Source organism: Cupriavidus sp. CuC1, from assembly GCF_044627735.1.
Classification (GTDB): domain Bacteria; phylum Pseudomonadota; class Gammaproteobacteria; order Burkholderiales; family Burkholderiaceae; genus Cupriavidus; species Cupriavidus ulmosensis.
Genome location: NZ_JBIUHC010000179.1, coordinates 1 through 19,265 on the forward strand (window position 1 = coordinate 1; position 19,265 = coordinate 19,265).

The window sequence follows — 19,265 nt, forward strand, 5'->3', positions numbered from 1 at the left end:
TTTCATCTTTATCTGCGGACGATCGCGCCGTGGTGCCTTTCAGTTGCAGCGAAAGACCCGAGGCGATCGCATGCGGGCGAAGCTCAGGCAGGTCAAGGAGGAGCTCCGGAGGCGCATGCACGAGCCGATTCCTGCACAGGGACGTTGGCTCAAGCAGGTGGTGCGCGGCTACTTCGCATATCACGCTGTACCCACGAACTCGCGAGTGCTTGGCGCATTCCGCTATCACGTCACTGACCTATGGCGGCGCACGCTCCGGCGACGCAGCCAGAAGGACGCAATGACATGGGAGCGAATGAACCGGCTCGCAGATGCTTGGCTCCCGCAACCTCGAATCCTCCATCCATGGCCCGATCAGCGCTTCGCCGTCAAACACCCGAGGTAGGAGCCCGGTGCCCGAATTGGGCACGCCGGGATCTGTGCGGGGGGTGCTCAGTAATGGGCATTCCTACCGCGATCTAAGCCACCCCTCTCCCTCTCCCCGTGAGGGGAGAGGGAGAGACAGCCGTCGTCATGGCACGCGGCTTTGGCCTGTTCGGCGGCTTCGGCGAATGCATCAGGTCTGTCAGCTTGCTGACAAAGCCGGATCTGCGTTGTCGTGCACACCCCTCTCGCCAACCCGGAGCCCGGGGCTTTGCAGGCAAGCGCTTGAACAGCTTGGTATGCATGGGGGTGTCTCCTCCGGGATGCATGGTGCCCGGATACGGGCGCGGCGGCCGGTATGGTCCGGCTCTACCTGTCCACCGCTGCAACGGCAACGCCTTTAGCGCGGCGTCATGCGGATCGCGCCGTCGAGGCGGATCGTCTCCCCGTTGAGCATGGCGTTCTCCAGGATATGCAGCGCGGTCGAGGCAAATTCATCGGGCAGGCCCAGCCGCGCCGGGTGCGGCACCGAGGCCCCGAGCGAGGCGCGCACGTTCTCCGGCAGGCGGGCCAGCAGCGGGGTGTCGAACAGGCCGGGCGCGATGGTGCAGACGCGGATCATCCGCTGCGCCAGGTCGCGTGCCGCCACCAGCGTCATGCCGACGATGCCGGCCTTGGCCGACGCATAAGGGATCTGCCCGATCTGGCCTTCATACGCGGCTACCGAGGCAGTCAGCACGCAGGCGCCGCGCTCACCATCGACCAGCTCGTTGCGGGCCATGCGGGCCGCGGCCAGGCGCAGCGTGTTGAAGGTGCCGACCAGGTTGATGCGCACGATCGATTCGTATTTCTCCAGCGAGCCGGGCTGGCCGTCCTTCTCCACCAGGCGCACCGGGCCGCCCACGCCGGCGCAATGGATCAGCGCGCGCATGGTGCCGAGCGCGTCGGCCGCGTCGAACACGCGGGTCATCTGCGCGGTGTCGCAGACATTGGCCTGGACAAAGCGGGCGAGATCGCCGAGCTCTTGCACGGCGGCGGCGCCGTTCTCTTCGGACAAGTCGGCGATCACCACGGCAACGCCGCGCTCGGTGAGGCGGCGGGCGCAGGCGAGGCCCAGCCCGGAGGCGCCGCCGGTGACAACGGCGGACATGTTGGCAAGCTTCATCTTGTGTCTCCTGGTTCCAGGTATCAATGCTGTATGCGTATTGGCTCAGAGCCGTTCGATGATGGTGGCGTTGGCCATGCCCCCAGCCTCGCACATCGACTGCAGGCCGTAGCGCCCGCCGCCGTCTTCCAGCGCGTGCAGCATCGTGGTCATCAGGCGCGCGCCCGAGGCGCCCAGCGGATGCCCGAGCGCGATCGCGCCGCCACGCGGATTCAGGCGTGCCGGGTCGGCGCCTAGCGCGCGTTGCCATGCCAGCGGCACGCAGGCAAAGGCCTCGTTGATCTCGTAGTGTGCAATCGCATCGAGGTTGAGGCCGCTCTTTTCCAGCGCGCGCTTGCTGGATGGAATCGGCGCGGTCAGCATGGTCAGGGGGCTGTCGCCGCAGGCATCGAACGCAATGAAGCGCGCGCGGGCGTTCAGGCCGAGGCGGGAGGCGGCGCGCTCGCTCATCAGCAGGATGGCGGCGGCGCCGTCGCTGATCTGCGAGGCATTGCCGGCGGTCACATGCCAGCCGATCTGCGGGAAGCGCTGGCCGAGCGCTTCGTCGCGGAAGGACGGCGCCAGCGTGGCCAGGCGCTCGGCGGTGGTGGTGGGGCGGATGGTTTCATCGTGCTCGACGAGGCCCGCGGCGGTACGGACCGGCAGGATCTCGCGGCGGAAGGCGCCGGCTTCTCGCGCCTGGTGCGCGCGCTGGTGCGATTGCGCGGAGTATTGGTCGAGATCGTCGCGCGACAGTTCCCACTGCGCCGCGACCAGCTCCGCCGCCACGCCTTGCGACACCAGCCCGGGCGCGTAGCGCGCCTCGAACGACGGGCCATACGGATTCTGGCCGATGCGCCCCGAGCCCATCGGCACGCGGCTCATGGATTCGATGCCGCAGGCAATCACGATGTCGTAGGCGCCCGCCATGATGCCTTGCGCGGCAAAATGCACGGCCTGCTGGCTGGACCCGCATTTGCGGTCGATGGTGGTGGAGGGCACATGTTCGGGGAACCCCGCAGCCAGCCACGCCACGCGGCCGGGCGTGGCCGATTGCTCGCCGACCTGGCTCACGCAGCCGGTGATGACGTCTTCCACCAGCCCGGGGTCCAGCTTGTTGCGCTCGACCAGCCCGGCCAGCACCTGTGCCAGCAATTCCGTGGAATGGAGTTCGGTGAAGGCGGAGCCGGGCTTGGAGCGGCCCATGGGCGAACGGATGGCGTCGACGATGACGGCTTGCTGCATGGTGGGTCTCCGGATGTCTCTTGATGGATGTGGGAACGACGCTGGATCAGCTGCCGGTGAACTCGGGCTTGCGCTTCTCCAGGAAAGCCGACACCGCTTCCCGGTGGTCCGAAGTCTGGTGCGACAACGCCTGGAAGCCGGCCGACAATTCCAGCAAGGTATCCAGGCGTGTATGCAGCGCCTCGCGCAACAGGCGCTTGGCCAGCCGCACCGCATGCGGTGGATTGGCGGCGATGCGTTCGGCCAGTTCATTGGCCGTGGGCAGCAGTTGATCCGGCGGCACCACGCGAGAGACCAGGTTCCACTCCAGCGCCTGGCGCGCATCGATGACCTGGCCGGTGAAGGTCAGCTCCGCGGCGCGTGCAAGGCCGATCACCCGCGGCAGCAGCCATGCGCCACCATCGCCCGGAATGATCCCCAGCTTGACGAAGCTCTCGGCAAACTGCGCCTGCTCCGAGGCGATGCGCATGTCGCACATGCAGGCCAGGTCCAGGCCCGCGCCCATGGCCGCGCCATTGACGGCGGCGATCACCGGCACCTCCAGGTTGAACAGCGCCAGCGGCAGCCGCTGGATGCCCAGGCGGTAGTCCTGGCGAATCTCCATGCCGGGCACCTGGCCCGAAGCCTGGCGCTCCATGTCGCGGATATTGCCGCCCGAGGAGAACGCGGTGCCGGCGCCGGTGATGATCACCGCGCGTACGCTGCCGTCACGGTGGATACGGTCGATGGCCTCCAGGAAGTCGGCCACAGCGGTGTTGCCGGTGAGGGGATTGCGCCGCTCCGGTTCGTTCATGGTCAGGGTCACGATGTGGCCCTGCTGCGCGTAGCGCAGGAAGCTTGTCATGCTGGTCTCCGGTCGTTGTAGTCGTTGGCCGGCGCCGAGCGGCGCCGCCGACATTGGCTTATCCCAAAAGGCTAAGGGAGCGCGCCCCCGGGTGTCCAATATTCATTTGGGCTGCACTGATATCCGCCGTATATCAGCGCAGCCGCGCATCGGTCCCCGCCGCATCCGCATTCAAGGCCAGCCCGCAAGCTTGCCAACTTCTACCGGCGAGGGTTCGTGTGCCGAATGCACCGCCCGATACCTGCTTCGATTGCTTTGTACGGTGATAATTTGCATCCTAACTATATGGCTGCTATCATTCCGTCCATGCCTTCAATCGACACCCTCCGTTTCGCCTTTACCGGCCAGCTCATGCTGGCCGGCCGCCAATGGCGCCACATTTCCCAGGGTGCCGTCACCGCCTACGGTATTTCCGCCGCCGCCGCGGGGCCCTTGCTGTTTATCCGCCGCCTTGGCGGCGGCGTGCGCCAGGTCACCTTGGCGGACTATGTCGGGCTGGAAGGCGCATCGCTGGTGCGCCTGGTTGACCAGCTCTCCGCGGCGGGCCTTGTGCGCCGGGAAGTGGATGCGAACGATCGCAGGGCCAATGCGCTCTGGCTCACCGATGCCGGCGAGGCCCTTGCCGAAAAACTCGAGGCTGAGCTCAAGCATCTGCGGGCCCGCGTCTTTGCTGACATCAGCGAACAGGATTTCGAGGGCGCCATGCGCGTGCTCAATGCGCTCGCCCGCGCAGCCGAGTCCACCCCCAACACCGTTTCCGGGTCGTAAGAACATGGTTAGCTGGCCCACCGGACGGGATTGGATCTTTTCCCTCAAAGCCTTTGCTGCGGCCATGCTGGCGCTGTTCATCGCGCTGTACCTCGGCCTGCCGCGCCCGTACTGGGCCATGGCCTCCGTGTATATCGTGGCGCATCCGCTCACCGGCGCGACGCGTTCCAAGGCGCTGTATCGCGTGCTTGGCACGCTGCTTGGCGCAGCCGCATCCGTGGCCATCGTGCCGCCGCTGGTCAATGCGCCGGTGCTGCTGATGGCTGCGGTGGCGCTATGGACCGGCATCCTGCTCTATGTCGCGCTGCTGCACCGTACGCCGCGCAGCTATGTGTTCATGCTGGCGGCCTATACGCTGCCGATGGTGGCCTTGCCCTCGGTGAGCGATCCCGGGGGCGTGTTCGATATCGCCGTGGCGCGGGCCGAGGAGATCTGCCTGGGCATCCTGTGCGCGAGCATCGTCGGCTCGACCATCTTCCCCGCCAAGGTAGCCACGGTGCTCGGCCAGAAATCCGGCCAGTGGCTGGCGGACGCCGCGCTGTGGGCCACCGATATGCTCTCGGCCCATCCGGCCGCGAAGGTGTCGCGCCATCACAGCCGCCATCGCCTGGCCGCCGACATCCTCGCGCTCGACCAATTGATCAGCCATCTCTCCTACGACGCCGAGAGCGCCGCGCGCGTGAAGCACGCGCAGGAGCTGCGTGGCCGCATGACCATGCTGCTGCCCGTGCTGTCGTCGCTGGCCTCCGTGGTGGATGCCTTGCACCAGCACGCCGCCGGCATTCCGCAGCGCCTGTCGCACAATATGGCGCTGGTGTCGGCGTGGATCAGCGCGGGCGCGCAGGCGCCGCTGCCGGCGTTGCAGCTATCCCCGGACGCGCCCATCGCCGACGCCGGCCTGGAGCCCGGCAGTGCCGGGCCTGACTGGCCCTCGGCACTGGCCGCCACCGCCGAGGGCCGCCTGCGCGAGCTGATGGAGTTGTGGCAGGACTGCGTATCGCTGCAGCGTCGTATCGGCGAGGCGGCACCGGAGGGCGACTGGGCGCCCGTGTTCCAGCGCTGGGGCGTGGGCGCCGCGCGCCACTACGATCACGGCATGCTGTTGTTCTCCACCGCCACGACGGCGCTGGCGATCTTCAGCATGGGCATGGTGTGGATCTGGACGGGCTGGGCGGATGGTGCCGGCGCGGTCGCGCTGGGCGCGGTGTCGTGCTGCTTCTTTGCCGCGATGGACGAGCCGGCGCCCATGATCCGCTCGTTCTTCCGCTGGAACGTGGTCTGCCTGGTGCTCGCCACTATCTACCTGTTCGTGGTCCTGCCGAACGCGCACGATTTCGAAATGCTGGTGCTGATGTTCGCGGTGCCTTACCTGATCATCGGCGTGATGATGGCGCAGCCCCGGCTCGCGCTGATCGCCATGCCGCTGGCCGTGGTCACGGCCAACGATATCGGCATCCAGGGCGCCTACAACGCCGACTTCAACGCCTTTTTCAATGGCAACGTGGCCGGCATCGCCGGCATCCTGTTCGCACTGGTGTGGACCCTGGTGGCGCGGCCGTTCGGGACCAAGGCCGCGGTGCGGCGGCTGGTGCGCGCCAGCTGGGGCGACATCGCCCGCAACGCCACCGGGCGCGAGCCGGGCGAGCACGCGCACTTGCGTGCCCGCATGCTGGACCGCCTGGCGCAACTGGTGCCGCGGCTGGCGGCCAGCGAGGATGAAACCACCGGCGACGGTTTTACCGAAGTGCGCGTGGAACTCAGCACGCTGGCGCTGCAGCGCGAACTGTCCGCGCTGGCGCCGGAGCACCAGCACTCGGTGCGCCGCGTGCTGCAGGGCATCGCCAGCTACTACCAGGCACGCCTGGATGCCCGTGCCGACACGCCGCCGCAAGTGCTGCGCGACCGGCTGGGCAAGGCGATCCGCAAGGTTGCCTCGCGCGCCGACCACGCTTCGCGCGAAGCCTTCGCCGCGCTGGTGGAGATGCACGTCGCGTTGTTTTCGGCAGCACCCGCGGCGATGAGCGCGGCTGGTGCCCAGCCCGCAGGCCAGGCGGCAGACCCAATGAGCAAGCAAGCGAGCAACAAGCAATGAGCGGTGAAGTCGACGTCTATGGTGTGTTTGTCCCGAGCCTGCTGGCGTGGATGCTGGTGGCGTTCGTGATCACGGCTTGCGCGCGCGCCGTGCTGGCGCGTGTGGGTTTTTATCGGCTGGTCTGGCACCGGTCCCTGTTCAATCTGGCGTTATATGTGATCGTCCTGGGCGGCATCGTCCACCTGGTCTATCGGCTGCAGTCATGAAACTGAATCTTCGTACGCTTGGACCCATCGTCCTTACCCTTGTCGTCACCGCGGTCGCGGTCGTCGTCGTCAAGCACCTGTGGGATTACTACACGGTGGCGCCATGGACCCGCGACGGCCATATCCGCGCGGACGTGGTGCAGATCGCGCCGGACGTGTCCGGGCTGGTGACCAAGGTCCTGGTCAAGGACAACCAGCGCGTGCAACGCGGGCAGCCGCTGTTCGAGATCGACCGCGACCGCTTCGCGCTCGCGCTGCAGCAGGCCCAGGCCACCGCGGCGGCGCAGAGTGCCATGCTCGCGCAGGCCCGCCGTGAGGCACGCCGCAGCCAGACCCTGTCCGAGGTCGTCTCCAAGGAAGTGGTGGAAGAAGGCCTGGCCAAGGTCCAGCAAGGCGAGGCCGCGCTGGCGCAGGCGCAGGCCGCGGTCAACCTCGCCAAGCTCAACCTGGAGCGCACCAGCGTGCTCAGCCCGGTCGATGGCTACCTGAACGACCGGCTGCCGCGACTGGGCGACTACGTCAACACTGGCCGCCCGGTGCTGTCGATGGTGGATGCGAACTCCTTCCACGTGGAAGGCTACTTCGAGGAAACCAAGCTGCACGGCATCCATATCGGCAATTCGGTGGACATCCGCATCATGGGCGAATCCCGCGTGCTGCATGGCCACGTGCAGAGCATCGCCGCCGGCATCGAGGACCGGGACCGCACCAACGGGTCCAACCTGTTGCCGAATGTGAACCCGACGTTTAACTGGGTCCGCCTTGCGCAGCGTATCCCGGTGCGCATCGCGCTGGACGAGCCGCCCGCCGACCTGCGGATGGTGGCGGGCCGTACCGCGACCGTGTCCGTGCGCGAACCCTCGGCGCGGGACAAGGCGCAGGCCGAGCCGCAGGACCCGAAGGACCCGAAGGGCCAGGAGGGCCAGAAGGACAAGCTCGCGCTGGCCGGCAAGGGAGCCGCCAGCCAGGGAGGCGCGCAGTGAACACGTTGCGCAAAGCCCTGCTGCCGGCACTGGTGCCGCTGCTGTTTGCTGCCTGCACCACCGTCGGTCCCGACTACCATGTGCCGGACAACGCCGCCGTGAAGGCGGAAGCGGCCAACGGCCCGCTGCTCGGCACGAACAATCCCGCCGTATCGATTGCCGAGGTGCCCGATGGCTGGTGGCGCCTGTATGACGATCCCAAGCTCGACCAACTGGTGCAGCAGGCGCTCGTCGCTAATACCGATCTGCGCGTGGCAGCGGCCAACCTGAAGCGCGCCATCGCGGTCTACCACGAGGTGGAGGCGGAGAACCTGCCGGAAGCCAAGCTCTCCGCCAGCGCGGAGCGCGGGCAGATCGCCGGCGAGCCGCTGCTCAAGGAAGAGAAGATCCCGGCGATGAACTTTGGCGATGTCGGCTTCAAGGTTTCCTACCTGATCGACTTCTTCGGCAAGCTCGCGCGCGCCGATGAGGCGGCACTGGCCGGCGCGCAAGCCAGCCAGGCGGCGCTCGACCAGGCACGCGTTGGCGTGGTGGCCGAGACCGTGCGTGCCTACGTGCAGGGCTGCGCCGCCACGCATGAACTCACCGTGGCTGAGCATCAGCTGGAGTTGCAGCGCCGCGGCGTCGAGCTGGCCCGCAAGATGGTCGATGCCGGGCGCGGGCAGCCGGTGGACCTGCTGCGCTCCCAGGCCCAGGCCGACGTGCTGCGCGCTGCCTTGCCGCGCTTCAAGGCCGAGCAAGAGGGCGCGGCGTACCGGCTGGCGGTGATGCTGGGCAAGCCGCCCAGCGCCGCCTCACAGGCCGAGTACGCTTGCCACGAAGAACCCAGGCTGCGCCAGGCGCTGCCTGTGGGCGACGGCGCCGCGCTGCTCAAGCGCCGGCCCGACGTGCGCCAGGCCGAGCGCGAGCTCGCCTCGGCCACGGCCAAGATCGGTGTCGCCACGGCGGATCTGTACCCGTCCATCCGCATCGGCGCCTCCGCTGGCTTTACCGGCATCCTGGATCACCTCGGGCAAGCGCCGACCGCGCACTGGGGCTATGGTCCGCTGATCACCTGGAACATCCCGACCAGCGGCACGCGCGCCCGCATCCACGGCACCGAAGCCGGCGCCGAAGCAGCACTCGCCCACTTCGACGGCGTGGTGCTCAAGGCGCTGCGTGAAACGCAGTCGGCGCTGAGCAGCTATACGCGGGAGCTGGAGCGCACCCAGGCGCTGCGCGATGCTCGCGACAAGGCCAATGAAGTCGCACGGCAGAACCGCCAGCTTTACCAGGCCGGCCGCTCGCCGTACCTGTCGAGCCTGGACGCCGACCGCACGCTGGCCAGCACCGAGGCGTCGCTGGCGGCGTCGGAAAGCCAGGTGGCGCTGGACCAGATCAATCTCTTCCTTGCGCTGGGCGGTGGATGGCAAAATGCGCCCAAGGTCGAGTCGCGCACGATGAGCGAGTGAGGCGCATTGAACGCGCACTGAACGCGCGCTGGGCCGTCATCATGGTTAAAGCCATGCAAGCTTGCTTGCATGGCGCAAAGGAACACAAGCAGCATGTCTAACTTCTCTGGTTTCTCTTATCCCGCCCTCCGTAAAGCGCTGTCCATCGCGGTAGCCACGCTCGGCATCGTGGCATCGGGCGCTACGATGGCGCAGGAGCAGACCCTGCGCGTCGGCACCGTCAGCGGCCCGGACGCGCAGGTCTGGCAGGTAGTGCAAAAGGCCGCCAAGCGCCAAGGGCTCAACATCAAGGTCGTCGAGTTCAACGACTACGTGCAGCCCAACGCCGCGCTCGACGCCGGCGACCTCGACGCCAACAGTTTCCAGCACCAGCCCTACCTGGACAGCCAGGTGAAGCAGCGCGGCTACAAGATGGTGAGCGTGGGCTACACGTATATCTCCCCGCTGGGCATCTACTCGCAGAAGCTGAAGTCACCCAAGGACCTGCCGCAAGGCGCCAAGGTCGCCGTGCCCAACGACCCCTCCAACGAGAATCGCGCGCTGCTCTTGCTGGCCGCGCAAGGCGTGATCAAGCTCAAGAGCGGCGTCGGCACCAACGGCGTCAACGCAACGCCGCTGGATGTCAGCGACAACCCCAAGAAGCTGAAGCTCGTCGAGCTCGATGCCGCGCAACTGGCGCGCTCACTGCCCGACGTGGCAGCGGCGGTGATCAACACCAACTACGCGCTCGCCGCCGGCCTGCAGCCGACCCGCAACGCCATCGCGCTGGAAGACATCCACAGCCCGTACGCCAACATCATCGCGGTACGCACGCAGGACAAGGACAAGCCGTGGGTGAAGAAGCTGGTCGCCGCCTACCAGTCGGAAGAGGTGCGGCAGTTCATGAAGAACGAGTTCAAGGGTGCGATGGTGCCGTCGTTCTGATTGGGCGGGCTACCGGCAACATTCAATAGCCCCGGTTGCGCTGGCCCAACAGTCAAGCCCCTTTCGGATCGCAAGCTCCGAAAGGGGCTTTTGTTTGTGTTGTGGCAGGCGGCTACTCCCTTGGCATGAACGTGATGTTGACGCCGGGGGGCGCTACGCCGTTTTCGTCGCGCGGCAGCGGATCGGATCGCTCCACCGCGCGCAGCACGGCGTTGTCCCAGCCGGCATTGCCACTGGACTTGGTCAGCCGCACCGACAGCAGCGAGCCGTCCGGCGCCATGCGCACCGAGACCACCGCGGCCGGGTTGCCGGCAATCTCTTCGGCAAAGATGATGTTCGGCTTGACGCGGCGGCGCACGCGGTCCGCGTAGCCGGGCGAGGCATTGCCACCCGCACCGGCGCCTGTGCCCGCGCGGCTGCCCACGCCACCGGTGGTGGGGGCGCTGTTGGCCATGGCCTGCAGGCGCGCCAGCTCGCTCTGGCGCTGTTGCTTCAGTGCGGCCTGTCGCTCCGCTTCGCGCGCCTTGTGTTCGCGCTGATCAGCCTGCCTGGCTTCCTCGGCCGCTGCAGCCTGCTTGCGCTTCTGCGCCTGCAAGGCGATGTCGGCGTTCTCATCCGGCTGCGGTTTCACCACGGGTTCCGGCTCCACCGGCTTCGGTTGGACCACCGGCTGGGGCTGCGAGATGTCGGGCACCGTGTCCCACAGTTCCGCCTCCACGCCAGCCGGCGTGCGGCTTTGCCAGTGCACCCCGTAGTAGAGCAGCATGCCCAGCAGCAGGTGCATGAACAGAGCCAGCAGGAAACACTTCAGCGTTCCTCGCTCCTGTACCAGTTGATACGGATGGGCAATGGTCTTCATGACGCGCGGCAGGCCACGTGCGGGCGATGCATAGTCAATGCTCTGTCACTTTTGAATCACTCTTGAATCCCTCTCACATCCCAGTGAAGGGAGTCGGTGCGGTGCTTTGTGCGCGAACCCGCGCATGGCATCACTCTATGCAGCTTAGGTCGGCATCGTTGCGGTAGGCAAGCGGGATTCCGTGGGGGTGCCAGCCAGCGCCAGGTCCAGCCTGGCGGTTGGTCCGTCCCATCGCAATATTTACAGATCCCCACCGCACCGCTTGCACGCCTCAACCGCAACCTGACCCCAAAAAGTGCCGCCTCAGCCATCGCCCGCGCAGCGGCCGACGCCGCTTTGCCGGGCACGGTCTAAGCTATATGGGAAAGATCCCGCCCCCTTCCTTGCAGGGTGATTCGCCATGGCCGCTCGCTCCATTGCTTCCCTTTCCCTCAGCTTCGGGCTTGTCTCGATTCCAGTGAAGGTGTACGCCGCGACGGAAAGCAAATCGGGCGTCGGCTTCAACCTGCTGCACAAGGGGTGCGGCTCGCGCCTGAAGCAGCAGTACATCTGCCTGCGCGAGGACGTGGTGGTGGAGCGCTCCGAGATAGTGAAGGGCTACGAGTTCGAGAAGGATCACTATGTGGTCTTCGAGCCGGAAGAACTGGATGCGCTGGAGGCCGAGGCCCGCCATACGATTGACATCGTGTCGTTCGTGCCGGTCGGCGCGATCGATCCGATCTACTTTGACAATGCCTATTACCTTGGACCGGACAAGCGCGGGGCCAAGCCCTATGCCCTGCTGACCGAGGCGATGCGACAGACCGGCACCTGCGCGCTGGCCCAGTGGGTCTGGAAGGGCAAGCAGTACATGGTCCAGGTGCGCGCCGGGGACGATGGCCTGATCCTGCAGCAGTTGCTCTATGCCGACGAGGTGCGCTCCATGGCCGACCTGCATGTCGAGAAGGCGGAGGTGCATGCCGCGGAGCTGTCGCTGGCGCTGCAACTGATCGAGCAGAACACGGTGGCCAGCTACGACCCGGCTGCGTACGCGGACGAGGAGAAGGCGCGGGTGCTCGCGGCCATCGACAAGAAGATCGCGGGCAAGAAGATCACCGTGACGGAACATCGCGAGTCCAGCCAGGGCGCGGAAGTCATCGACCTGATGGAAGCGCTGCGCGCCAGCGTTCAGCAGCGCAAGCGCGCCGCGGGCAAAGCGGGCGCGGCGCCGGATGCGCCGAAGGCACGCAAGACCGCGCGCCGCGCGACGGCCGCTGCCCCGGCACCCGCGCCCGCGCGCCGCGCCGCAGGCAAGAAGTAATCGGGCAATGACGCTCTATACGATGCGCGAGATCCAGGCCTTGCTCGGCATCCCGCGCTCGGTTGCCGCCCGGCTGATCGCGGATGGCGTGGTCACGCCAAGCCGCGGCGCGCGGCGCGAATACCTCTTCACATTCCAGGACATGGTCATGCTGCGGACCGCCAACTCGTTGCACGAGGCGCAGATCCCGAGCCGCCGCATCTCGCGCGCGCTCTCGAGATTGAAGGCATCCAGAGGGCAGGAAGCGCCGCTGACTGGCGTGCGGATTCGCGCTATCGGCAACGAGGTGGCAACCCGTGACGCAGTCCGCCAGTGGCAGGCGGAATCGGGCCAGTTGCTGATGGACTTCGAGCCGGATGAGGCCGCCGCCGCCGTCCATTCCATTCATCAGGCTCCGGCCACCGAAGCGAGCGCCTGGTTCCAGGCAGGTTGCGAACTGGAGGCCGAGGCGCCCGACGAAGCGGAGCAGGCGTACCGCCGCGCGCTGTCGCTCGATGGGGGCTATCTCGAGCCCTATCTCAACCTGGGCTGCATGCTGTGCGACGCCGGCCACTTCGGCGAGGCCATCGCGCTCTATCGCTGTGGGCTTGCGCACCTCCCCCGCGAGCCGCTGATGCATTTCAACCTGGCGGTCGCGCTGGAGGATGACGGCCTGCAAGCAGAGGCGCTGGCCAGCTATGCGCATTGCATTGAACTCGCGCCGGAATTCGCGGATGCCCATTTCAATGCGGCCCGGCTGTATGAGTCGATGGGTGACGACATGCGGGCGATCCGGCATTTCAACGCGTACAGGAGGCTGCAGCCGCTTTGAAAAGCCAGCCGTCTTTTTGTAGGATCATCGCAAAGGAGGGTACTGAATCATGAAGCAGGAAAACTTTGCGCGAGCACCGTTTGCGCCAGGGCAACCTGTCCTTGGCGAAGTGGTGGCCGTTGGCGCGATCCGCCCGGAAGCGGGCGACCTCGTTGCCGTGCGAAGCCGGATCGATCCACAGGTCGAATTCAACACGCGCCTGACACTGCCTGTGCCCGACGGCACGTGGAAAGCCGTGGTGTTCAGTATCGATCGCGCCGGCTGCGCGCTGGTGGAGTTCGGCGGCGTCAAGCTGGACGACGAGGTAGAGATTTCGATGGATCACTTCGTGTCGGTGCTCAAGTGCATACCGCCGCAGTGACGCAGTGAAGCTCCTGGCGCGACGCGACGGCGCGTAGCGATAGCCGGCACGGAAGGGGAGCCCGGAAAGGCGCCGCCACTCCATGCCGGCGATCATGCTAGCTGTGCTAGCCCACGGTCACGGCGATGCGGCGAGGGCGCGCCTCGTCGCGGCGCGGGATGGTCAGCTTCAGCACGCCGTCCTGCAGGTTCGCCTCGATCTTCGTGGCGTCCAGGTCCGGGCCCAGCGCAAAAGTCCGCGTGAAATGCGGCTGCCGGATCTCGGCATGCTGGATGCGCAGGCCCGCTGGCGTGGGCACCACGGCCTCGGCATCGATCTGCAGGTTGCCATCATGGACATTCACTTGCAGCTTGTCCCTGGAGACGCCGGGAAGATCCGCCCATAGCACCACGCCAGCAGGGGTTTCGTAGATGTCCACTGCAGGCACCAGCGGCGTCCTGGACGCGGACTTTTCGTCTTGCCGCTGCGTGACCGCGCTCTCGTCGCGCCTGGCGACTTGTGTCATATCGGTCATGGCAATCTCCTGGTGTTACTGAACGGTGATCGCGCGGGGCTTGGACGCCTCCCGCTTGCTTACGCTGATCGACAGGCAACCGTTGGCGTAGCGCGCATTGACCTTGTCGGGGTCCGCCGTCTGCGGTAGTTCCACGACTCGCCGGAACGTGCCGGCAAACCTCTCCTGCGCATAGGGCCGCACCTCCGGATCGTTGCCCGAAACCACCGGCTCGCGCTCGCCGGCGATGGTCAGCAAGCCCTTGTCGATCGAGACTTCGAACTTGTCCTGCGGGATGCCGGGGGCAAATACGACGATCTCGATCGATTCGTCCGTCGCGCCGATATTGAGCGGCGGGAACGCGCCGTAGCGGGCCGAGCGCAGGCTGGACGGAAAGCCGCCGAACAGGCTCGCCATTTGCCGTTGCAGGCGATCGAATTCGCTGAAGAGGTCCGTGCCATAGAAGGGATCGCTCATGATCGTTTCCTCCTTCAAGCGGGCAAGGCGGTGAACAGGCGAATGGGCTACTGCCCACCCCCATGCCCTGAGCCACTACGAAGAATGCAGCGCTTGATATCGCGACTGCCCGGGCGAAATCAAGTTAGTACTTTTCCGGGAATTTTCAAGAAGGCGTCAAGAGGGCGTCAAGAGGGACCACTCATTGCCACATTCCGGCCGGTCGGTGGGCAGAGACTGTATGCCCTCACATCGGATCACAACGCGCATGCAGGTTCCTTGGTTCTGAGCCGACGTCGGGTAGACGTTACCTGGTTCGCTATCCCCCCCTTGCGGCTATTGGCTGGCAGGAACCCCTCATTGTGCAAATTGTCTATACGGCATATCGCCCTTTATCGGGGAGATGCCAAATGGCTGCCACGCAAGCAGGGGCGATGCCCCTCTCCGATCAGGACGCTCGGCGCCAGTTGCGCCGAGCCGTCATCGCCAGCACGATCGGTACCACGATCGAGTGGTACGACTTCTTCCTCTACAGTACGGTGACCGGCCTGGTTTTCGCGAAGCTGTATTTTCCGGAGTCGGATCCGGTCGTCGGCACACTGCAGGCTTTCCTTATCTATGCGGTCGGCTTTGTAGCACGGCCGGTAGGCGCGGCCATTTTCGGCCACTACGGCGATCGCATCGGACGCAAAGCCACGCTGATCGTGACACTGTTGTTGATGGGCCTCGCCACGTTTGCCGTGGCCTTTGTCCCTACCTATGCAGAGATCGGCATCTGGGGCGCCGTCGCGCTCACGGTGCTGCGCTTCATTCAAGGTGTGGGCGTCGGGGGCGAATGGGGTGGCTCGGTCTTGATGTCGATGGAATGGACCCGCACTAACGCGCATCGCGGCTTCGTCGCATCTTGGCCCCAGTTCGGGGTGCCGGCGGGACTGTTCCTGGCAAACCTGGCAGTGCTGGCCATGAGCGAGATCTCTGGCAGCGGCTTCCTCACCTGGGGCTGGCGAGTGCCGTTCTTCATCAGCATCGTACTGGTCGCGATCGGCTTCTACATCCGCTTGAATATCCTCGAGACGCCTATCTTCGCGCGGCTTTTGGCCGAGGGCAAGATCGAGAAGACGCCGATGCTTGAGGTGTTGCGCCGCCAGCCGAAGGACATCCTTCTCGCGGCCTTTGCCCGCATGGCCGAACAGGCACCTTTCTACGTCTTCACCGCCTTTGTCTTCACCTATGGCGTGTCGACACTGGGCGTGACACGCAACCTGTTGCTGACGGCGGTGCTGGCGGCTTCGGTGCTGGAATTCGGCACCATCCCGTTCTTTGGCCATGTTTCCGATCTGATCGGGCGTCGGCGGATGTACATGATCGGTGCGGCCGTGGTCGGCGTATTCGGTTTCCTCTATTTTGCGATGGTCGGCACCAAGGATCCGATGTGGATCTTCTTGGCCATTGTGCTCTCGCTGGTACCGCATTCGATGATGTACGGTCCCCAGGCCGCTTTGATCGCTGAATCCTTCACGGGGCGCCTGCGTTACAGCGGCGCGTCCTTGGGCTACCAGCTGGCCTCGGTCATTGCCGGCGGCCCTGCGCCGCTGATTGCAACCGCGCTCTTCGCTTACTACCATTCGGGCTATGCAATCGCGAGCTATATCCTGGCGTGCGCGGCGATCAGCCTGATCGCCGCTTCGCGGCTGGGCGATTACACGAACAAGGACATCTCACAGGAATACGATGACGCGCCGACGACGGGCGATAGCGGACACGCGACCCCAGTTGCATGATCGATCCGCTTGCCGCTGCTCCGGTCAACGCGCCCGGGTAAGAGGCTCAGGTCGGGTCCAGTACCTCATGGTGGCGTTGAAGCGGTTGCCAGCACGGCCTCGCCATGCACGGTGGCGAAGACATCGGCCTGCGGCACATCCTGCGGTGCAACGGGAAAACCCCTGGGTGACGCAGAGACGGCGTCTGCCTGTTCTCGTCGGGAAGCATGAGGTGCCGCGCAAGATCGTCACCGACCAGTTGCTCGGTTAATCGGCGCTGAAGGCTGAGATCTTCGAGCTGGCGGGCGTCAAGTACGTCTGAAAGCCTGACGTTCACCGGCGATGACTCTCCGATGGTGAACCTGATGTTGTCGGTGATGGGTGCCTTCGCCGAATTCGAGTGCGCGCTGCTCCGCGAGCGTCAACGTGAGGGGACCGCGCTGGCGAAGCAACGCGGAAGCCTATCGCGGCCGCAGGCCATCGTTGTCTGAGGTGCAAGTTGCCGAGCTGCGCCGCCGCGTGGAGGCCAGCGAACGCAAGGCCCAACTCGCGCGCGACTACAGCATCAGTCGCGAGACGCTGTATCAATATCTGCGCTCGACCAAGTAAATCTTGCTCTGTGAATTGTTCACCCAGGCACAGCGCTTCCAGCTGTACGCCTGAGGGCGCCTCGGGCACAGGGCACGACTGATGAGCACAACTTTAGTTGAAATTTAGAGACAACTTTAGTCGTGTGAGCGATTCGCCGCCCCCGGGCGGCCTTCTTGCCACATCGCTCCATGCCAGTCATTACCAATATCGGCATGCGCTTTCGGACCCCGGATCGCGCCGGTGGAGCAGTTGGCCCGTCGTCGCGGCCGCCGTCAGCCTCACCCCAGACCTTCAGCAGCACGATTACCGTCTGCGGGGCGCTATTCCTGCGTTCGGCAAGCCGAACGAGACCGGCATCGGGATGACGGCCGGGTCTGTTACAGCGGTGCGGGCTGTGTCGGGGAGGGCTGCGTTGGCGCGGCCGGCTTCTTGTCGCTCGTGCCACTGTAGGTGAAGTACTTGGCCTTGGCGCCCTTGGCCCAGTACGCCAGGGTGAACTGCTTGCTGTCGCGCGCGTAAAGCACCTCGAGGCTGCCGTTGGCTGCCTCCCACTCGGCGTAGCCGTTCTCGGCATTGGGTTCGGTCTTGCGCTTAGACTCGTAGCGGGCGTCGAGCTTCTTGCTGACCTCTTCCAGCGCGGACCGATCGAACGTCAGGGAAATGAGCGCCACCGTGTCCTGGGCGTCGCAGTTCACGATCGCGCGGGTCAGGCCTGGCAGATTGAAGCGGTCCAGATGCTTGATCTCCACCGTGTCCCCGCCGGCCCACGGCGCCACGCCAGTCTTGACGCGATTGGGACCGGGCGTCATCCGAGCGCACTTGGTCTTGCCAAGCTCAAGGCCGAGGGGCGCCGCATCCTTGCCTGGCGGTTGTGCGTAGGCGGCGATCGACGCCAATAGGAGGGCGGAGAGGAGGGTGGCCTTCTTCATCATGGTTTTGGCGAGATTCAGGAATTCGAAACGGATATGAAGGAGATTTTACGGCCTGATGCCGCCTCGCCCAACGCGCGCACGCTCTTTATTCCCGTCCACTTTCGAACTGGTGAGAGGCAACGACCGTTACCCCGGCCGTAACGGCCGTTCGCACAACCTCGTCGGGGCGGCAGTCATCGAGGAAATGCTCCCCGTAATGTGCGTCGGGAAAGCTGTCATTGAGCTATGACCGGCGTGCCAGATTCTGACCCATTGCCCGCAGCCCGCGGGCAATTACTGACCGTCGCCGAGAGGGAGGATGGCCAGATCAATGGAGGCTGCCGCACGCACGCCAATGACGATCAGGGATAGTAGGCCTGCGAAGCGGGCGATTATCTTGGCCAGGACCCGTGCCATCTCCGGTGGCAAGGCATCGTCCTGCTTGACGTCTAAGCCACTGCCGTGGGGTATGGCGGGGAAATTTGCTTTGTTTGCCATGGCGCTGGCTCGAACCGGGTCATGCTGCCTGGGGTTCGGCCGGACGAATGCAGTGAGTTCGTCCGCTGGGTTCCTCGATTACGAGATCGACGCCATGGCGCACCGCTAGGGTTTTTCCAACACGCACGGCTTCATCCTGGCATTCGAATTCGAGGATTGCTGTAACTGTGCCACGGACTTTCAAGATCCAGCCAGTATGCCCGGCACAAACCATCAAGTCTCTTCGCATTGCAGTTCCTCCTGAGGGATGACTGGAGTGTAGGAAAGGCAGGTCATAAGTGCCGTCGGGCAACGTCCTACCTGGCTGGCGGCACCTCTGAAAGCCGTGTTGGAAGAGGCTGACGATGCGGCAAGGCGGCCGCTAGTTAGCGCCCTTTGCCGATAGTGTCCAGAAAGCGGCGCCCGTGGCTGGTGAGGTGCAATTGCCCTTGGTCATATCCCGGCCCATCCAGTGCACGAGTTGCTGACGTACCAGAGCACTGAGGTTTGCGGGGTCTAGTTCGGGCTTCTCGTCAGTGTTATCGAGAGCATCAAGGCGGCGATTTCATTTGGACTGAGCATCTTCGTCTCCAGATTCGTTCTGCTTGAGGGGAGGGAAGCGCGCCGCACGCAAGGATGACAGAACGCGTGGGCTGGCGCCGTGGCGGTCATGCTGTCGACTGCAGCCATTGCCAGTAGTCGCATTGCTCTGTCACGGTGACCGGCAACACACTCGCTTCGCAGCAGTCAAAGATTTCCACGATGTCGAACTGAGTCGTCACCTCGCGGCCCATACTTAGACGATACGCGCGCAAGCCGTCATGCACTTGCGGAGAGCTGCCGATGGCGTACACATTCAGGCTCGATCCGTGACAGTGCGGATACAGACCTTCCAGAGCCAGCACTTCCCGAATTTGGCAAAGCGCTTTGAAGAAGCCAGTTGCCGTCACATCGATGGCCTGATCACGATAGTGAGCCTGCAAGCGACAGTTTGGGAATTTGCCAGAACCTCGAAAGCGAATCCCCTCTTTGTCATGGCCACCAATTAGCATGGTGTGAAAATTGAACATGGCATGAGACGAACGAAGCCCGGCCCGATGGGCCTGTTCTCGTTATTCAGGGATAACCGAAGTGTAGGGCGCCAGCAGCGCAATCCACCCAAGTTAAGCAGCGCAAAGAAGGCCGCGATTGATCAACGCAAGGTCTTGACACGTGAGGAGATTTGA

At 65.1% G+C, this 19,265-nt stretch carries 20 protein-coding genes and 1 pseudogene; 11 read left to right on the forward strand and 10 right to left on the reverse strand.

The window, feature by feature from the left end:
* Positions 1-763: 763 nt before the first annotated feature.
* From ACGLHR_RS43650 to ACGLHR_RS43660, 3 genes are read right to left on the reverse strand one after another with little or no spacing between them, the layout of a single operon-like run.
* Entirely contained in the window at positions 764-1,528 is a 765-nt protein-coding gene (locus ACGLHR_RS43650) for an SDR family NAD(P)-dependent oxidoreductase (protein WP_400102092.1), read from the reverse strand.
* Between the two features lie 45 nt (positions 1,529-1,573).
* A complete protein-coding gene (locus ACGLHR_RS43655; RefSeq protein ID WP_400102093.1) occupies positions 1,574-2,752 on the reverse strand; it encodes a thiolase family protein in 1,179 nt (392 codons plus the stop codon).
* Positions 2,753-2,798: 46 nt separating this feature from the next.
* The gene (locus tag ACGLHR_RS43660) at positions 2,799-3,596 is read right to left on the reverse strand and encodes a crotonase/enoyl-CoA hydratase family protein (RefSeq protein ID WP_400102094.1); all 798 of its coding nucleotides are present in this window, start codon (positions 3,594-3,596) and stop codon (positions 2,799-2,801) included.
* Between the two features lie 306 nt (positions 3,597-3,902).
* Between ACGLHR_RS43660 and ACGLHR_RS43665 the strand changes: the two genes are divergently transcribed.
* From ACGLHR_RS43665 to ACGLHR_RS43690, 6 genes are all read left to right on the forward strand, one after another.
* Positions 3,903-4,364 carry a MarR family winged helix-turn-helix transcriptional regulator gene (locus ACGLHR_RS43665; protein WP_400102095.1) on the forward strand — a complete coding sequence of 154 codons (462 nt, stop codon included), beginning with the start codon at positions 3,903-3,905 and terminating at the stop codon, positions 4,362-4,364.
* 4 nt (positions 4,365-4,368) lie between these two features.
* Complete coding sequence (locus ACGLHR_RS43670) at positions 4,369-6,456, forward strand: FUSC family protein (RefSeq protein WP_400102096.1); 2,088 nt, start codon at positions 4,369-4,371, stop codon at positions 6,454-6,456.
* Positions 6,453-6,662: a DUF1656 domain-containing protein gene (locus ACGLHR_RS43675; RefSeq protein ID WP_267605572.1), complete on the forward strand. Its 210-nt coding sequence runs from the start codon at positions 6,453-6,455 to the stop codon at positions 6,660-6,662. Before ACGLHR_RS43670 ends, ACGLHR_RS43675 begins: the two co-directional genes overlap by 4 nt.
* Complete coding sequence (locus tag ACGLHR_RS43680) at positions 6,659-7,645, forward strand: efflux RND transporter periplasmic adaptor subunit (protein WP_400102097.1); 987 nt, start codon at positions 6,659-6,661, stop codon at positions 7,643-7,645. Before ACGLHR_RS43675 ends, ACGLHR_RS43680 begins: the two co-directional genes overlap by 4 nt.
* Complete coding sequence (locus tag ACGLHR_RS43685; RefSeq protein WP_400102098.1) at positions 7,642-9,096, forward strand: efflux transporter outer membrane subunit; 1,455 nt, start codon at positions 7,642-7,644, stop codon at positions 9,094-9,096. The genes ACGLHR_RS43680 and ACGLHR_RS43685 overlap by 4 nt, the downstream gene beginning before the upstream one ends.
* Before the next feature lie 93 nt (positions 9,097-9,189).
* Positions 9,190-10,020 carry a MetQ/NlpA family ABC transporter substrate-binding protein gene (locus ACGLHR_RS43690; RefSeq protein WP_400102099.1) on the forward strand — a complete coding sequence of 277 codons (831 nt, stop codon included), beginning with the start codon at positions 9,190-9,192 and terminating at the stop codon, positions 10,018-10,020.
* A gap of 112 nt (positions 10,021-10,132) precedes the next feature.
* Here ACGLHR_RS43690 and tolA read toward each other — a convergent pair whose 3' ends face one another.
* Positions 10,133-10,879, reverse strand: a complete 747-nt coding sequence (gene tolA, locus ACGLHR_RS43695; RefSeq protein WP_400102100.1) for a cell envelope integrity protein TolA — start codon at positions 10,877-10,879, stop codon at positions 10,133-10,135.
* 400 nt (positions 10,880-11,279) lie between these two features.
* Here tolA and ACGLHR_RS43700 point away from each other — a divergent pair, with 400 nt between their 5' ends.
* Genes ACGLHR_RS43700 through ACGLHR_RS43710 form a run of 3 tightly spaced genes read left to right on the forward strand, consistent with a single transcriptional unit; the run spans position 11,280 to position 13,351 of the window.
* The gene (locus ACGLHR_RS43700; RefSeq protein WP_400102101.1) at positions 11,280-12,179 is read left to right on the forward strand and encodes a Ku protein; all 900 of its coding nucleotides are present in this window, start codon (positions 11,280-11,282) and stop codon (positions 12,177-12,179) included.
* A 7-nt stretch (positions 12,180-12,186) separates the two neighbouring features.
* A complete protein-coding gene (locus ACGLHR_RS43705) occupies positions 12,187-12,990 on the forward strand; it encodes a tetratricopeptide repeat protein (RefSeq protein WP_400102102.1) in 804 nt (267 codons plus the stop codon).
* A gap of 49 nt (positions 12,991-13,039) precedes the next feature.
* A complete protein-coding gene (locus tag ACGLHR_RS43710) occupies positions 13,040-13,351 on the forward strand; it encodes a hypothetical protein (RefSeq protein ID WP_267605577.1) in 312 nt (103 codons plus the stop codon).
* 106 nt (positions 13,352-13,457) lie between these two features.
* Here the strand turns inward: ACGLHR_RS43710 and ACGLHR_RS43715 are convergent, their stop codons facing one another.
* Positions 13,458-13,865 carry an Hsp20/alpha crystallin family protein gene (locus ACGLHR_RS43715; protein ID WP_400102103.1) on the reverse strand — a complete coding sequence of 136 codons (408 nt, stop codon included), beginning with the start codon at positions 13,863-13,865 and terminating at the stop codon, positions 13,458-13,460.
* Positions 13,866-13,880: 15 nt separating this feature from the next.
* Positions 13,881-14,321 (reverse strand): Hsp20/alpha crystallin family protein, encoded by a 441-nt coding sequence (locus tag ACGLHR_RS43720; RefSeq protein ID WP_400102104.1) that lies wholly within the window; start codon positions 14,319-14,321, stop codon positions 13,881-13,883.
* A gap of 389 nt (positions 14,322-14,710) precedes the next feature.
* On the opposite strand from ACGLHR_RS43720, the gene ACGLHR_RS43725 reads away from it, so the two are divergent.
* Together ACGLHR_RS43725 and ACGLHR_RS43730 are read left to right on the forward strand one after the other, a co-directional pair.
* Positions 14,711-16,081, forward strand: a complete 1,371-nt coding sequence (locus ACGLHR_RS43725) for an MFS transporter (RefSeq protein WP_400102105.1) — start codon at positions 14,711-14,713, stop codon at positions 16,079-16,081.
* 299 nt (positions 16,082-16,380) lie between these two features.
* Positions 16,381-16,669 (forward strand): annotated as a pseudogene (locus tag ACGLHR_RS43730) (helix-turn-helix domain-containing protein); the annotation flags it as partial.
* A gap of 359 nt (positions 16,670-17,028) precedes the next feature.
* On the opposite strand, the gene ACGLHR_RS43735 reads toward ACGLHR_RS43730, so the two are convergent.
* The 4 genes from ACGLHR_RS43735 to ACGLHR_RS43750 all read right to left on the reverse strand — a co-directional run bounded on the left by ACGLHR_RS43735 (position 17,029) and on the right by ACGLHR_RS43750 (position 19,109).
* Entirely contained in the window at positions 17,029-17,580 is a 552-nt protein-coding gene (locus tag ACGLHR_RS43735; protein WP_400102109.1) for a hypothetical protein, read from the reverse strand.
* Positions 17,581-17,856: 276 nt separating this feature from the next.
* Positions 17,857-18,060: a hypothetical protein gene (locus tag ACGLHR_RS43740; RefSeq protein ID WP_400102106.1), complete on the reverse strand. Its 204-nt coding sequence runs from the start codon at positions 18,058-18,060 to the stop codon at positions 17,857-17,859.
* 19 nt (positions 18,061-18,079) lie between these two features.
* Positions 18,080-18,289 (reverse strand): DUF2188 domain-containing protein, encoded by a 210-nt coding sequence (locus ACGLHR_RS43745; RefSeq protein ID WP_400102107.1) that lies wholly within the window; start codon positions 18,287-18,289, stop codon positions 18,080-18,082.
* A 418-nt stretch (positions 18,290-18,707) separates the two neighbouring features.
* A complete protein-coding gene (locus ACGLHR_RS43750; protein WP_400102108.1) occupies positions 18,708-19,109 on the reverse strand; it encodes a hypothetical protein in 402 nt (133 codons plus the stop codon).
* Positions 19,110-19,265: the final 156 nt, after the last annotated feature.